Annotated in this window: 16 protein-coding genes; 8 read left to right on the top strand and 8 right to left on the bottom strand. The window is 73.3% G+C overall.

Translation table 11 applies throughout. The annotated features are described in order from the left end of the window. Positions 1–130: 130 nt before the first annotated feature. A complete protein-coding gene (locus tag ACI1MP_RS06990; RefSeq protein WP_404870771.1) occupies positions 131–700 on the bottom strand; it encodes a TetR/AcrR family transcriptional regulator in 570 nt (189 codons plus the stop codon). A 96-nt stretch (positions 701–796) separates the two neighbouring features. Between ACI1MP_RS06990 and ACI1MP_RS06985 the strand changes: the two genes are divergently transcribed. Further along, positions 797–1,090, top strand: coding sequence for an antibiotic biosynthesis monooxygenase family protein (locus tag ACI1MP_RS06985; RefSeq protein ID WP_380333055.1), 294 nt, complete (start codon positions 797–799; stop codon positions 1,088–1,090). On the opposite strand, the gene ACI1MP_RS06980 is transcribed toward ACI1MP_RS06985, so the two are convergent. The 4 genes from ACI1MP_RS06980 to ACI1MP_RS06965 form a co-directional block, all read right to left on the bottom strand. Further along, positions 1,081–1,644 (bottom strand): hypothetical protein, encoded by a 564-nt coding sequence (locus ACI1MP_RS06980; RefSeq protein WP_404868039.1) that lies wholly within the window; start codon positions 1,642–1,644, stop codon positions 1,081–1,083. The genes ACI1MP_RS06985 and ACI1MP_RS06980 overlap by 10 nt on opposite strands. A gap of 89 nt (positions 1,645–1,733) precedes the next feature. Continuing rightward, positions 1,734–2,249, bottom strand: a complete 516-nt coding sequence (locus ACI1MP_RS06975) for a tetratricopeptide repeat protein (protein WP_380333053.1) — start codon at positions 2,247–2,249, stop codon at positions 1,734–1,736. A gap of 82 nt (positions 2,250–2,331) precedes the next feature. Further along, a complete protein-coding gene (locus ACI1MP_RS06970; RefSeq protein ID WP_404868038.1) occupies positions 2,332–3,390 on the bottom strand; it encodes a sodium:calcium antiporter in 1,059 nt (352 codons plus the stop codon). Between the two features lie 307 nt (positions 3,391–3,697). Further along, positions 3,698–4,576, bottom strand: coding sequence for a S1 family peptidase (locus ACI1MP_RS06965; protein WP_404868037.1), 879 nt, complete (start codon positions 4,574–4,576; stop codon positions 3,698–3,700). Positions 4,577–4,877: 301 nt separating this feature from the next. Here ACI1MP_RS06965 and ACI1MP_RS06960 point away from each other — a divergent pair, with 301 nt between their 5' ends. Beyond that, on the top strand, positions 4,878–5,399 hold the full coding sequence (locus ACI1MP_RS06960; RefSeq protein WP_189274369.1) for a PadR family transcriptional regulator: 522 nt from the start codon (positions 4,878–4,880) through the stop codon (positions 5,397–5,399). Between the two features lie 7 nt (positions 5,400–5,406). Here the strand turns inward: ACI1MP_RS06960 and ACI1MP_RS06955 are convergent, their stop codons facing one another. Next, positions 5,407–6,060: a TNT domain-containing protein gene (locus ACI1MP_RS06955; RefSeq protein ID WP_198520567.1), complete on the bottom strand. Its 654-nt coding sequence runs from the start codon at positions 6,058–6,060 to the stop codon at positions 5,407–5,409. Between the two features lie 245 nt (positions 6,061–6,305). Between ACI1MP_RS06955 and ACI1MP_RS06950 the strand changes: the two genes are divergently transcribed. From ACI1MP_RS06950 to ACI1MP_RS06935, 4 genes are all read left to right on the top strand, one after another. Then, on the top strand, positions 6,306–7,400 hold the full coding sequence (locus ACI1MP_RS06950) for an LLM class flavin-dependent oxidoreductase (protein ID WP_380333050.1): 1,095 nt from the start codon (positions 6,306–6,308) through the stop codon (positions 7,398–7,400). Continuing rightward, on the top strand, positions 7,397–8,014 hold the full coding sequence (locus ACI1MP_RS06945; RefSeq protein WP_380333049.1) for an FMN reductase: 618 nt from the start codon (positions 7,397–7,399) through the stop codon (positions 8,012–8,014). Before ACI1MP_RS06950 ends, ACI1MP_RS06945 begins: the two co-directional genes overlap by 4 nt. A gap of 59 nt (positions 8,015–8,073) precedes the next feature. After that, the gene (locus ACI1MP_RS06940; protein WP_380333048.1) at positions 8,074–8,382 is read left to right on the top strand and encodes a GNAT family N-acetyltransferase; all 309 of its coding nucleotides are present in this window, start codon (positions 8,074–8,076) and stop codon (positions 8,380–8,382) included. Between the two features lie 129 nt (positions 8,383–8,511). Beyond that, entirely contained in the window at positions 8,512–9,318 is an 807-nt protein-coding gene (locus ACI1MP_RS06935; protein ID WP_380333047.1) for a DUF1028 domain-containing protein, read from the top strand. 16 nt (positions 9,319–9,334) lie between these two features. Here the strand turns inward: ACI1MP_RS06935 and ACI1MP_RS06930 are convergent, their stop codons facing one another. Together ACI1MP_RS06930 and ACI1MP_RS06925 are read right to left on the bottom strand one after the other, a co-directional pair. Beyond that, complete coding sequence (locus ACI1MP_RS06930) at positions 9,335–10,669, bottom strand: erythromycin esterase family protein (protein ID WP_380333046.1); 1,335 nt, start codon at positions 10,667–10,669, stop codon at positions 9,335–9,337. A 141-nt stretch (positions 10,670–10,810) separates the two neighbouring features. Further along, entirely contained in the window at positions 10,811–11,962 is a 1,152-nt protein-coding gene (locus tag ACI1MP_RS06925; RefSeq protein ID WP_100587740.1) for a PLP-dependent aspartate aminotransferase family protein, read from the bottom strand. Between the two features lie 111 nt (positions 11,963–12,073). Here ACI1MP_RS06925 and ACI1MP_RS06920 point away from each other — a divergent pair, with 111 nt between their 5' ends. Next, the gene (locus ACI1MP_RS06920) at positions 12,074–12,553 is read left to right on the top strand and encodes an Lrp/AsnC family transcriptional regulator (protein WP_380333044.1); all 480 of its coding nucleotides are present in this window, start codon (positions 12,074–12,076) and stop codon (positions 12,551–12,553) included. Positions 12,554–12,789: 236 nt separating this feature from the next. Further along, positions 12,790–13,224: an ATP-binding protein gene (locus ACI1MP_RS06915; RefSeq protein WP_380333043.1), complete on the top strand. Its 435-nt coding sequence runs from the start codon at positions 12,790–12,792 to the stop codon at positions 13,222–13,224. Positions 13,225–13,317: the final 93 nt, after the last annotated feature.

Genomic DNA, 13,317 nt, shown 5'->3' with positions numbered 1-13,317 from the left:
CAGCAGGGAGACGAGTGGGCCGGGACGCGACCGCGTTCCGGCCCGCCGGGCGTTCCGGGGCGGTGGTCCGCCGGGCGTTCCGGGGCGGGTGGCTCGGCGCGCAGGGTCGGTGGTCCGACGCGCAGGGCGGTCAGCGGGCCGGGTCGCCGGTCGGGCGCTCCAGGATCAGGCGGCCGGCCCGGTCGAGGACCTCGGCGCGGGTGCGGCCGGGGTGGTCGGCGGCGAGGAAGTGGTTGCCGATGGCGAGGCAGAAGGCGAGCAGGCTGCGGGCCTCGATCTCGTCGGGGTCGGCGCAGAAGCTGCCGATGGCCTCGCGCAGCAGGTCCATGCGCCTGTTGTCCACGCGGCGCAGGCGTTCGGCGACGGCCGGATCGCGGCGGGCCCAGTCGCGGACGGCCAGGTCGATGGGGCGCAGGCGGTCGGAGAAGGTGAGCTTCCCGGCGAGGCGGGCCCTGGCGCGGGTGTCCGCGTCCTCGTGCTCGATCCGTTCCAGGACGTCGTCGGTGGCCTCGCGCTCCCAGGCGTCGAGCATCTCGGTCAGCAGGGCGTCGCGGTCGGCGAAGTAGCCGTAGAACCCGCCCTTGGTCACACCGAGGGACTTGGCCAGCGCCTCGACGCGTACGGCGTCCACGCCGCCCGAGGCCAGGGTCTGCAGGCCGGCCCCGACCCACTTCTCGCGCGGTGTGCGCAGTGCGCCCATGGTGTGATCCACCTCATGATCTCCGCCGTTGTGCGGGGGCGTACAACGGGTCTAGTTTCGTTGTACGCCATCGTACAATCCGGGGAGGGCATCACCATGTCGTTCGGTTTCGTCGCCTACCACTACCCGAAGGCCGAGTACGTCGAGGAGTTCGTCGGCCGCTGCCACCAGGTCCGCGAGGTGCTGACCCGGCAGCCGGGATTCCTGCGGGCCGAGGTCTGGGTCACCCCCGAGGGCGACGCCGTCGTCACCACCGGCGAGTTCGAGTCCCCGCAGGCGTTCCAGGGCGCGTTCGCCGCCGTGGCCCACGAGTGCGCCGAGGCGGTCGTGTTCGACGAGCGCGAGGTCGAGCCACGCCAGGTCCACACCCTGCTGTCGCGTCAGCAGTAGGTGAGCGGGCAGCCCTGTCGCAGGCAGTACTGGGCCGCCCGCAGGTACATTGCGGCGTAGAAGGCGGCGGGCAGATCCCGAGTCCAGCGGCCCGTCCGACCGGCGAGCGCGTCCGGTTCCCCCGCGACGTCCAGGAACCAGCTGGACACCTCCATGGTCCGGAAGCCGCTGCGGCGAAGGTCCTCGGGCAGTTCCAGGACCGCCGCCAGCCGCTCCGCGAGCGGCAGCAGCCGGTGGGCCGAGAAGACCACCGCCCGGTCGCCGTACGTCGACGGGACCGGAAGCTCGATGACGCCGTCGAACGGCACCGGCACCAGCTCGGTCCAGTCGAGCAGCCCCGCTGCCTCCTCGGGCGCGAGCACCTCGCGGCACAGTGCGCCGAAGGTGTCCGTCGGCGGCATCACCTTCTCCTCGAACGGTGCGAACGACGCGACCGAAGCAGCCGGCGGCAGCTGCGGCGGCAGGCCCCGCCGCGCCAACTCCTCGTCGAGGGCGGCCGCGACCGCCCCGCCGAACCACTCCTCGACGTCCGCGCTCACCAGGTAGATCCCCATGCCGCGCACGCTGGCGGGCTCCGCCGACAGGGCCGTCCGTCGCGGATCCGGGCGGACCGGCTCGGGCGAGCCGGCTCGGGCGGGCGGCTCTACCCCCCTTGCTGCTGAACACCGTCCAGGTCGTCGGCGTAGTGCTCGATCGCCCGCCGGTAGTCCTGTACGCGCCGGTCGCCGCTGGTGGCGGCGAGTGTCCTCAGGAGCAGGCGAACGGCCTGGCGGCCCTCGCCGCGGTTGTACAGCGCCATGGCCAGGAAGGCCTGGAGGGCGGGATCGTCCGGGAACTCCTCCAGCGCGCGGCCCAGGGTCCGCACGGCCTGCTCGTACCGGCCCAGCACCCGGTAGGTGCTTCCCAGGCCGAGGAACGCGCCGTGGCGGTCCTCATCGGTCAGGCCCGTGGTGCTCAGGGCGCGTTCGTAGAAGGGGACGGCCTCGGCCTCCAGTTCGAGCACGTCGTGTGCCCAGGCGGTCTGGTAGGCGATCTCGGCATCGTCCGGGTAGCGCTCGGTCAGGAGCAGCAACCGGGTCCGGGCCTGCTCGGCGCGACCCTGCTCGCGCAGCTGCACCGCCTGCGCCAGTGCCGCGTCGCGTGGGTGATCACTGTTCACGCCGCACACGCTGACACAGCGCGCCCGGTCAGGAGAAGCCCGGGCCGGTCCGCCGTGGATCGGGGCGGACCGGCCGGGCGGGTCAGGCGAGCAGGGGGACCAGGCCGACGGCGAAGACCGCGTAGAAGCCGGCGGCGACGGCGAGTCGGGCGGGGGTGAGGCGGTGGGCGCGCATGGTGAGCAGCAGGTAGACGATCGCGGCCATGGTCACGAGGCCGGACCACAGCAGGGGGCCGTCGAAGTGCCACTTGGTGAACAGCAGGCCGATGCCGCTGGGGACGGTGGCCTGGATCATCATCGAGCCGGAGACGTTGGCGAGCGCCAGCTTCACCTTGCCCTGGCGGACCCAGATGATCGCGTTCATGATCTCGGGCAGCTCGGTCGCTATCGGGGACAGCAGCAGCGCGGTCACGGTCGCGGACAGGCCGAGCATCGGGCCGATGACGTCGAGCTGGGCGACGAACCAGTGCGCGGCGAAGAAGATCACCACGAGGGTGGCCAAGGTCTGGGCGACGACCGCCCAGGTGTCGGGCGAGGCCTTCTTCGGCTGGATCTTCAGCGCCTCCAGCTCCTCCTCGTCGTCGTCCTCGTCACCGGCCGCCTCGTCGGCGCGGCTCGCCCGGATCTCGCGCCAGAAGTAGGCGGCGTACGCGGCGAAGAACAGGACGCCGAGGGTCGGCTTGAAGGCGAAGGCGACCAGGCCGAGCGAGACCTTCACGAAGAAGATCGGCAGGAACCACTTCTGGTCCTTGGCCAGGCGCCGCATGTCCTTCTCGGTGCCGAGCGCCATCGAGGCCGGCACGAGCGCGGCGCCGGTGGCCAGGGCGGCGGCGCGGTCGCGACGACGCTTGACGAGCAGCGCCACGCCGGTGATGCCGTAGGCGACGGTGGCCAGCGCGAGAGGGCCGCCCATGGCGGCGCCGACGCCGATGTTCTTCGCCTCTTCGGTGCCGCCGGTGGTCACGGCGACCAGGGTGACCACCGATTCGGGCAGCGCGGTGCCGAACGCGGCCAGGATCGTGCCGACCGCCATTTTTCCGACGTTGAGGCGCTCGCCCAACCACTCCACCGCGTTGACGAACCACTCGCAGGAGAGGTAGATCGCCACCGCGCACACGATGAGCAGAACGAAATGGATCACGGAACTCGTCAGGCCTTCCTGCGCCGACGGGCGTCCGAAAGGCGAGCGACACGGGGGCAGCACGACTTCGGCCCCGCCGACGCGCACAGTCGTCGACACATGGGCCGAAGGTCTCGCCCACCCGCCACCGTCGCCGACGGCGGGCCCGGCCACCGGGAACCCGGCAACGGGCTCCAGCATGTCGACGACCGGTTTGCGGGGCTACTCCCCTTCGCAGCGGCCGAGTCTACCGTCCTCCGCCGCGAGCGGAAGCCATGCCCGTGGCCCGCTCGGACCGGGCCGGTCCGAGGGGGCCACGGGCGTGCGATCAGTAGAGCGAGACGCCGTACGCGGCGGCGGCCGCGGTGACCGGCTGGAAGAAGGTGGTGCCGCCGCTGGTGCAGTCGCCGCTGCCGCCGGAGGTCAGGCCGATGGCCTTGCTGCCGTCGTACAGCGGGCCGCCGGAGTCGCCGCCCTCCGCGCAGACGTTGGTCTGGATCAGGCCGCGCACCGTGCTGCCGTCGGAGTAGCGGACGGTGGAGTTCAGCGCGGTGACGGTGCCGCCGTGGGTGCCCGTGGTGGAACCGGTGCGCTTGACGGACTCGCCGACGTACGCGCTGGCCGCCGTGTAGCCGCCCGGGTGGCTGGCCGAGGTGCTGCTGTACTTCACCAGCGCGTAGTCGGTGCCCGGGAAGCTGGAGCTGACGGTGGTGCCGACCGTGGAGGTCTGGCCGGAGTTGCTGTACCAGGTGCTCGCGATGTTGCCGCAGTGCCCGGCGGTCAGGAAGTAGTAGACGCCGCCCTTGACCACGTTGAAGCCCAGCGAGCACCGGTAGCCGCCGCCGTAGATGGCCGCGCCCGCGGACAGCAGCGGGTTGAAGTTGCCGGCGGTGCGCTCGATCTTCAGGTGGGCGGCCTTCGACCCGGCGGCCTTGGTGAGCTCGGCGAGCGCAGCCGGGGTGACGCTGCTGTCCGCCGTCACGACGACCTGGCCGGTGGCCTGGTCGGTGTGCCAGGCGATGCCGTTGACGCCGGTCTGCTCGACCGAGGCGCTGACCTGGGCGAGCGCGGTGGCGTCGGCCACCGGCGCGGCCGCTCCGGCGCTCGGCACCGCGAGGGCGGTCGCCGCGGCGAGCGCGGCGGCGACCGCCGGCACCCGGCCGCGGGCGCGAGACGGCGACGTGGGGGTGGTGCGCATGGTCCTCACAGTTCTCCTCCTGGGGTGTGGGGGAGGCCCGGTCAACCGACGGGCCGTGAGGCGCGGGCAGGCGCGATCGCGGGCCGGTCGACTCCCGGCCCTGGTTCTGATCTGCCCCTGACAAGCGCTACCCGGGAGTATTCGCCACCCGGCGGGGCGGCACAAGACCCCGGACCGCACCGGCGCACCGTCAACTCCCGTACGGGAAGGGCGAGTCGAAGGTTTCCGTCGGGCGGTCCCAGTCGGTGCGGCGGCCCGCGTTCCGCGGTCGGCGGGCCGCCGTCCGGCCCACGGCCCGTACGATCGCCGCATGTCACTGCCGCACGCGATCCTCACCGCCCTGCTGGAGAAGCCGTCCTCGGGGCTGGAGTTGACCCGGCGGTTCGACCGGTCGATCGGGTTCTTCTGGTCGGCGACGCACCAGCAGATCTACCGGGAGCTGGGACGGCTGGAGCGCGAGGGGCTGGTGCGGGCCTCGGGGCCGGGGGCCGGGCGCGGGCAGCGCAAGGAGTACGAGGTGCTGCCGGCCGGGCGGGCGCAGCTGCGCGAGTGGGTCGGGCAGGCGCAGGACCCGAAGCCGATCCGGGACCCGCTGCTGCTGCGGCTGCGCGCCGCGGCGGTGCTCGGCGTGGACGGCCTGGAGGAGGAGCTGGCGCGCCACCGGGAGCTGCACCGGGCGCAGTTGGCCGAGTACCTGGAGATCGAGGCGCGGGACTTCCCGCCGGAGCGGGCGGAGACGGAGAACCGCCTGCAGCACGTGGTGCTGCAGGCGGGAATCCAGCTGGAGTCGTTCTGGCTGGCCTGGCTGGACCAGGCGCTGGAGGGGAAGTGACGGAGCGTCAGACCAGGCGGGCCAGGTAGCCGTTGTCGACCAGCCAGCCGACGTTGATCCGGCTCGGCGCGCCCGGCACCAGCGCGGCGTCCAGCTGGTACTGGAGGCCGAGGCCGGGCTGCCCGAACCACGGGGCGATCGGCCCGGAGTGCACGGTGAACGCCTTGAGCACCCGGTAGTCGTGGTAGTTGCAGCCCGCCGCCGGGTTGCCGTCCAGGCTGGACGGGGGGATCGAGCGGGTGGCGTACGGCAGGCCCTCGGGAGCGAGGAAGGAGCCGTACTCGCTGCCGTAGCGGTCGATGGCCTGGCCGGGCTGGAGGGTGGTGTCGCTCTCGATCGGGGTGCCGTCGGGCAGCAGCAGGTAGCCGTTGGACGGCGGGTACTTCCAGCTGCCGGCCGCGCTGTCGTAGTAGGTGGCCAGGAACTGCTGCTCGCCGAGCAGGCCGGTGCGGAAATAGCCGATCAGTTGGCGGCCGACCGGGCCGGCGTTGGGCAGCTGGTCGGGGCCGAGCCGGGAGTCGCCGTGCCGGAAGTCGACGGAGCACTCGGTGGTGAGGCCGATCCGCAGCTCGGTCGGGGTCGCGGCGGCCGCGGTGGGCGCGGCGGTGGCGAACAGGGCGACGGCGGCGACGAGCGGGGCGAGGAACTGGCGCAGGCGCACGGACACTCCGGTGGGGGAGGCGGGCAGGGAGGAGGCCGGGGCGCGGAGGTGACGGTCCGCACCCGAAGGCGTGCATCAGGTAAGCGGAATGTCTGACCTTCAGTCAACTCTGCGTGCCCGATCGACTGCCGAGAGTGTCGGCGTTTCGGTCAGTCCGGGCGGAAGGCTGGCGGGAATAGGTCGGAGTGGCGTCCCGTTGCACCGGGTGGTTGAATGTTGAATCAACCGAGAAGGAGTTGAGCGCGGTGCAGTTCGGCATTTTCAGCGTCGGCGACGTGACCACCGACCCCACCACCGGTCGGACCCCCAGCGAACACGAGCGGATCAAGGCGATGGTCGCCATCGCGCTCAAGGCCGAGGAGGTCGGCCTCGACGTGTTCGCCACCGGCGAGCACCACAACCCGCCGTTCGTGCCGTCCTCGCCGACCACGATGCTCGGCTACATCGCGGCCCGCACCGAGAAGTTGATCCTCTCCACCTCCACCACGCTGATCACCACCAACGACCCGGTGAAGATCGCCGAGGACTTCGCGATGCTCCAGCACCTCGCGGGCGGCCGGGTGGACGTGATGATGGGCCGCGGCAACACCGGCCCGGTCTACCCGTGGTTCGGCAAGGACATCCGCCAGGGCATCCCGCTCGCCGTCGAGAACTACGCGCTGCTGCACCAGCTCTGGCGCGAGGAGAACGTCGACTGGCAGGGCCGCTTCCGCACCCCGCTGCAGTCCTTCACCTCCACCCCGCGCCCGCTCGACGACACCCCGCCGTTCGTCTGGCACGGCTCCATCCGCAGCCCCGAGATCGCCGAACAGGCCGCCTACTACGGTGACGGCTTCTTCGCCAACAACATCTTCTGGCCCAAGGAGCACTTCCAGCGCCTGGTCGACCTCTACCGGGAGCGCTACGCCCACTACGGCCACGGCACCCCCGAGCAGGCGATCGTCGGCCTCGGCGGGCAGGTCTTCATGCGCAAGAACTCGCAGGACGCGGTGCGCGAGTTCCGCCCCTACTTCGACAACGCCCCCGTCTACGGGCACGGGCCCTCGCTGGAGGAGTTCACCGAGCAGACCCCGCTGACCGTCGGCAGCCCGCAGGAGGTCGTCGAGAAGACCCTGGCCTTCCGCGAGACCTTCGGCGACTACCAGCGCCAGCTGTTCCTGATGGACCACGCCGGCCTGCCGCTGAAGACCGTCCTGGAGCAGCTCGACATCCTCGGCGAGGAGGTCGTCCCGGTGCTGCGCAAGGAGTTCGCGAAGAACCGCCCGGTCGAGGTCCCCGACGGGCCCACCCACGCCGCGCTGGTGACGGCGCGCGAGAAGGGGCAGGAGGCCGCGGAGTGAGCGCGCTGAAACTGGTCGTGGTGACGGCCGGTCTGTCCGTCCCGTCCTCCACCCGGCTGCTCGCCGACCGCCTGGCCGGCGCCGCCGCCCGTGAACTGGGCGACGCCGGACGGCAGGTGGACCTCCGGGTGGTCGAACTGCGGGAACTCGCCCGGGACATCGCCGACAACCTGGTCACCGGCTTCCCGCCGCCCGCGCTGCGCGACGCTGTTCGGGCGGTCGAGGAGGCGGACGGCCTGATCGCCGTCACGCCGATCTTCTCCGCCTCGTACAGCGGCCTGTTCAAGTCCTTCGTCGACGTCCTCGACAAGGACGCGCTGACCGGCACCCCGGTGCTGATCGCCGCCACCGGCGGCACCGCCCGGCACAGCCTCGCCCTCGAACACGCGATGCGCCCGCTCTTCGCCCACCTGCGGGCGGTGGTCGTCCCCACCGCGGTCTTCGCCGCCTCCGAGGACTGGGGTGCGAACGGCGCCGACGGCTCGCTGGCCGGCCGGATCGACCGCGCCGCCCGCGAACTCGCGGCCCTGCTGGCCGGGCGGCCCGCCGAGAACCGGCAGGTCGAGCAGGTTGTGCCCTTCGAGCAACAACTCGCTGCGCTACGAGCACACTGACGGGCCGCCGAGCCCGTATCTTGCGAACCGACAGCCCCGACAACCAGGAGCAGTGCGCCATGGAACCCCAGGTCACCGACAACACCGAGCAGTCCCGCTTCGAGATCACCACGGACGCCGGGTTGGCCGGATTCGCCGAGTACCAGCTCCGCGACGGCGGGCGGATCGCCTTCATCCACACCGTCATCGACCCGGCCTTCGAGGGCCAGGGGCTGGGCGGCAAGCTGGCCCGCAGCGTCCTCGACACGGCGCGCGAGCGCGGCCTGGCCGTCCTGCCGTACTGCCCGTTCATCCGGGGCTGGATCGCCAAGCACCCCGAGTACGTCGACCTGGTGCCGGCCGACAAGCGCGCCAAGTTCGACCTCTGACCCGTCGCCGCGGCCGACGGACGGCGGGTGCCGGGGACGAGACCGGCACCCGCCACCGAACTTGACGGAGTGTGCCGAACCGGGACTCACCGTGGACGAAACGTTCCTGCGCAGCTATCGTCGCCCGTCGTGACCTTCTCCATCGTCGCTCGGCACGGCAACGCCTATGGCGTGGCCGTGGCCAGCAAGTTCCTCGCCGTCGGCGCCCTGGTTCCGGCCGCCGAGACCGGCATCGGCGCCCTCGCCACCCAGGCCTGGGCCAACCTCGCCTACCGCCCGCAGGGCCTGGCCATGCTCCGCAGCGGCGCCTCGCCCGCGGACACCGTCGCCGCGCTGCTCGCCGCCGACGACGGGCGGGTGCACCGCCAGCTCGGCGTGGTCGGCCCCGAGAACGCCGTCAGCTGGACCGGCGAGGAGTGCCTGCCCTGGGCGGGCGGCGTGGCCGGCCCGGACTACGCGATCCAGGGCAACATCCTCACCGGCCCCGAGGTGGTCGCCGACATCGAGGCCGCCTGGCTGGCCTCCGCCGAACTCCCCTTCGCCGAACGGCTGCTGACCGCCCTCGCGGCGGGCGACGCGGCCGGCGGCGACTCCCGGGGCCGCCAGAGCGCCGCCCTGTACGTGGTCGAGCCCGGCAAGGGCGTCGGCGGCTGGGGCGACACCTCGCACGACCTGCGCGTCGAGGACCACGCCGACCCGGTCGGCGAACTGCGCCGCCTGCTCGCCCTGCACGAGGTCCTGCACGGCACCCCCGACCCGGCCACGCTGCTCCCGCTGGACGGCGAACTCGCCGACGAGGTCGGCGCCCTGCTCGCCGCGCTCGGCTACGACGACCTGGACCGCTGGGCCGGCGTGGAGAACCTCGAAGGCCGCCTGGTCGAGGGCCGCATCGACCCGCTGGTCCTCGACCACCTGCGCACCGCCGCCGCCGGCTGACCCGGCCGCCACCGCGTCAGAGCGTCAACTCCCGTGCGGCCGTCACCTCGTGCAGGTGGACCAGGACGTCGTAGGCCGCGCCGACGGCGAGTTCCCGGAGCGGTGTCGTGAAGGTGGTCCCGGCGTCGTACGTGGGGCGCGGGGTCGCCAGCCAGCCGCGTGCGGCGCCTGGCAGCCCGCGCAGCGGGACGTAGTAGTCGCGGTGGCGGACCTGGTCGAGGGTGTGCTCGACGCTGCCCGGCGCCGCGGGCGGGACGCAGACGGGACGCCACGCGCCGCCCGGGCCGTCCGCGGTGGTGAGGAACGCGCCCCGGTCGAAGGTGGTGCCGATCGCGGTGTAGCGCGAGCCGAGCGCCTGGCGCAGCTGGGCGCCCTGCGGGAACGGATAGAGCTCCGGCATGGTGGAGGCGTAGCCGGCATGGCCGTTGTGCGCGGAGAGCAGGATGCGGTGGCCAGTCCGCCGCTGCCACCACAGGACGTTGTGCGCCATGGCGCGGTCGCGGAGCTGCTCGGCGGCGGCGACCGTCGCAGGGTCGCCGAAGTCCATGGTGAGGAAGGCGAAGGTGTCGGCGATGACGCGGGCGTGCTGTACGGCCCACGGCTCGCCCACCGAGGAGACCGACTCGAAGGCCTTTCGGGCGAGTTCCGCGTTCGCGAGGCGTTCGGCGAGCGGCCGTCCGAGGTAGCCGACGGCGTCGTCCAGCGGACGCAGCGGCGCGTACAGGTCGGTCAGCCGGGCCGCCTCCTCGGGGTGGCCGGGGCGGACCAGGTCGAGGACGCGCCGGAAGACGCGGTCGCCGAGGCCGGGCAGGCCGAGGTCGTCGCCGAGGAAGTGGACGGGGCGGCCGGGGTGGCGGCGGTTGTGGTCGCGCATCCAGGCGATCAGGTCGGCGAACTCCTCGCGGTGCCACGGCGATCCGGCGAGGGTGCGGTCGGCGACCCGGCGGGCGTCGCCCTCGCCGCCCTGGAGGAACTCGTCGATCTCCAGGCCGGCGGTCCAACTCGCCTCCAGGGCGAAGGTGGTGAAGCCGCGCTCCTCGACCAGGTACCGGAAGACCCGGTGCTTGAGGGCGAAGAACTCGTGGGAGCCGTGGGTGGCCTCGCCGAGGCCCACCACCAGCGAGTCGCCGATCAGGTCGCCGAGCGCCGCCAGGTCGGTGCTGCGACCGCCCGGCGCGGTGGAGCGCAGCGGGTGCGCGACGGACTCCAACTGCTCCACCACGAGCATCTCCTGCCGGTCCGTCCGGTCGGCCGCCGAGGCGGCGGGGATGCGCAGCGCGGGGACGGCGAGGGCCGCGGTGGTGGCGGCGAGCACGCCGCGCCTGCTGATGCGTCGGTCGGATGCCGTCATGGTCGTGTCTCCCTGTCCGGGCCGCCGGGCGCGACCCCCGTGACGATCATGGTTCGGCGGGACGGCGCGACGCGCTGGGGCGGGCCACCGAACGGGTGCGGGGGAAAGCCCCCGCACTCGACGTACGGCAGGCCTCAGCACCTACCGGAGCAGCGCCTTGGCGAGGTCCGCCTCCAGGTCGGCGGGGTCCTCCAGGCCGACGGACAGCCGCAGCAGCGCGGGGACGGGCTTGTGCGCGGCGGCGACCGGGCGGTGGGTGAGCGAGGCCGGGTGCTGGATCAGGGTGTCCACGCCGCCGAGCGAGACCGCGTGGGTGATCAGCTCGCAGCGCTCGGCGATCGCCGCGGCGTGCTCGAAGCCGCCCGCCGCCTCGAAGGCCAAGGTGCTGCCGCCGCCGAGCAGTTGACGTCCGAGCAGCGGGGAGCCGGAGCGGCCGGGGTAGTGCACGGCGGAGACCTCGGGCTGCTCGGCCAGCCAGTCGGCGAGCCGGGCGGCGCCCGCCGAGGCGGCGCGGACCCGCAGCGGCAGGGTCTGCAGGCCGCGGTGCAGCAGGTAGCCGGCCAGCGGGTGCAGGATCGCGCCGGTGACGGCGCGCACCCGGCGCAGCCGCTCGGCCCACGCGGCGGTGCAGGCGACCGCGCCGGCCAGCACGTCGCCGTGGCCGCCGATCGACTTGGTCGCGGAGTGCAGCACCAGCGCGGCGCCGAACTCGGCAGGGCGCTGCAACACCGGCGTGGCGAAGGTGTTGTCGACCATCAGCGGCGCGTCGCCGCACTGCCGGGCGATCGCGGCCAGGTCGACCAGATCGAGGGTCGGGTTGCCGGGCGTCTCCACCAGGACCAGTCCGGTGTCCGGCCGGACGGCGTCGCCGACGGTCTCCGGGGTCGCCCAGGTGACCTCGGTGCCGAGCAGCCCGGAGTCCAGCAGGTGGTCCGAGCCGCCGTACAGCGGCCGCACCGCGACCACGTGCCGGCGGCCCTCCGCGGCGGCCGCCAGCAGGCAGGCGGTGAGTGCGGCCATGCCGGAGGAGAAGGCCACCGCCTGGGCGCAGCCCTCCAGTTCGGCCAGCGCCTGCTCGAAGCGGGCCACGGTCGGGTTCCACAGCCGCTGGTAGACCAGCCCGCCCTCGGCGGGCGGGCGGCCGCCGGTGGCCAGCGCCTGGTAGGCGTCGCCGCCGGCGGCGAGGTCCGGCACCGGGTACGTGGTGGACAGGTCGAGCGGGGGGACGTGCGTGCCGAGGCCGGCGAGGTCGTCGCGGCCGGCGTGCACGGCTCTGGTGTCGAGTCGGCTCATGGCCGTTGATGGTGAACTTGCCGCCGGTCGAAGGCCATAGCGGCAGTCGATCATTCGGCGCGGGCGGACGCGGTCTTGCGGATCTTCGGTTCGGGCCGCCACGCTGGGGGCGTGCCGAACATTCCACGGGCCCGTGCGGCGTTGGACGAGACCGACCGGACGATCGTCCGGGCGCTGCTGGCGAACGCCAGGATGGCCAACAACGCGCTGGCGGAGCTGGTCGGGATCGCCCCGTCCACCTGCCTGACCCGGGTGCGGGCGCTGCGCGAGCGCGGAGTGATCCGCGGCTACCACGCCGAGGTGGACCTGCCGGCCGTCGGCCTGTCGCTGCAGGCGATGATCTCGGTCCGGCTGCGGGCGCACACCCAGGAGCAGAACGGCAGCTTCCGCGCCGCCGCGCCGGACCTGCCCGGGGTGCTGGCGGTCTTCCACATGGCCGGCAGCGAGGACTACCTGCTGCACGTGGCGGTGGCCGACCCGGAGGCGCTGCGCCGCTTCGTGGTGGAGCACCTGACGACCCATCCGGCGGTGGCGCAGACCCGCACCAACCTGGTCTTCGAACGGATCCCGGGCGCCACGCCGCCGATCTGACGGCGAACAGTGCGGGGCCGTGCGGAGTTCCTGGCGGGGGTGGCGAGTTGTGGCCACTGTCCACCATCCGCCGCCGCAGATGGACCGGTTCGGCCGTACCGTACTGGTTGTCGGCCATCTGTCCGGTTCGTTCGCCGTCCGGTTCGGACGGGGCAGGGCCGCCGAGCCCCGACGCGGCCGGACGACGGCGCTTCCCGCTCCGCCCCGGTCGCTGCCCCGCTGTGAAGGGACCGACCATGGCTGTCGCGGACCCACCCCAGACCGTGCGGTACCGCCTGACCCTGGCGACCGTGCCCGCGTCCGTGCCCGAGGCGCGCCGCAGCGCGCGCGCCGAACTGGCCGCCCGCGGCCTGGCCGCGGACCATCCGCTGACCGACACCGTGCTGCTGGTGGTCAGCGAACTGGTCACCAACACGGTCCGGCACGCGGCAGCGCGCTCGCCCCGCGCCACCCTCCAACTGGACTTCGAGCCGGACCTGTTGACGATCCGGGTGCACGACCGGCACCCGTACTGTCCGCGCCGCCGGGAGGCGCCGCACCCCGACGGCAGCGGCGGCTGGGGCCTGAACCTGGTGCACGAGATGGCGCTGCTGGCCGGTGGCGGCACCGCAACGCTGGCCGATCCGGACGGCGGCGGCAAGACCATGGTGGTGCGGCTGCCGCTCGGCTGAGGCCGTGGCGACCGTCGCGGGGGAGAGGTTGGCGCGGGGCCGGCGCCGTGTCCCGGCGGGCGCCGGTTGGGAAGACGATCGGAGGACGACCCC

This window comes from Kitasatospora griseola (assembly GCF_044999035.1).
Lineage (GTDB): Bacteria > Actinomycetota > Actinomycetes > Streptomycetales > Streptomycetaceae > Kitasatospora > Kitasatospora griseola.
The sequence above is the reverse complement of the archived record's forward strand: the minus strand, read 5'-3'. Positions and strand labels throughout refer to the sequence as shown.

Bases quoted from the DNA above. Each gene is read 5' to 3' on its own strand.
- ACI1MP_RS06990 (WP_404870771.1), bottom strand. From the start codon at position 700: ATGGGCGCACTGCGCACACCGCGCGAGAAGTGGGTCGGGGCCGGCCTG.
- ACI1MP_RS06940 (WP_380333048.1), top strand. From the start codon at position 8,074: ATGGAACCCCAGGTCACCGACAACACCGAGCAGTCCCGCTTCGAGATC.
- ACI1MP_RS06930 (WP_380333046.1), bottom strand. From the start codon at position 10,669: ATGACGGCATCCGACCGACGCATCAGCAGGCGCGGCGTGCTCGCCGCC.
- ACI1MP_RS06925 (WP_100587740.1), bottom strand. From the start codon at position 11,962: ATGAGCCGACTCGACACCAGAGCCGTGCACGCCGGCCGCGACGACCTC.
- ACI1MP_RS06980 (WP_404868039.1), bottom strand. From the start codon at position 1,644: ATGGGGATCTACCTGGTGAGCGCGGACGTCGAGGAGTGGTTCGGCGGG.
- ACI1MP_RS06915 (WP_380333043.1), top strand. From the start codon at position 12,790: ATGGCTGTCGCGGACCCACCCCAGACCGTGCGGTACCGCCTGACCCTG.
- ACI1MP_RS06985 (WP_380333055.1), top strand. From the start codon at position 797: ATGTCGTTCGGTTTCGTCGCCTACCACTACCCGAAGGCCGAGTACGTC.
- ACI1MP_RS06960 (WP_189274369.1), top strand. From the start codon at position 4,878: ATGTCACTGCCGCACGCGATCCTCACCGCCCTGCTGGAGAAGCCGTCC.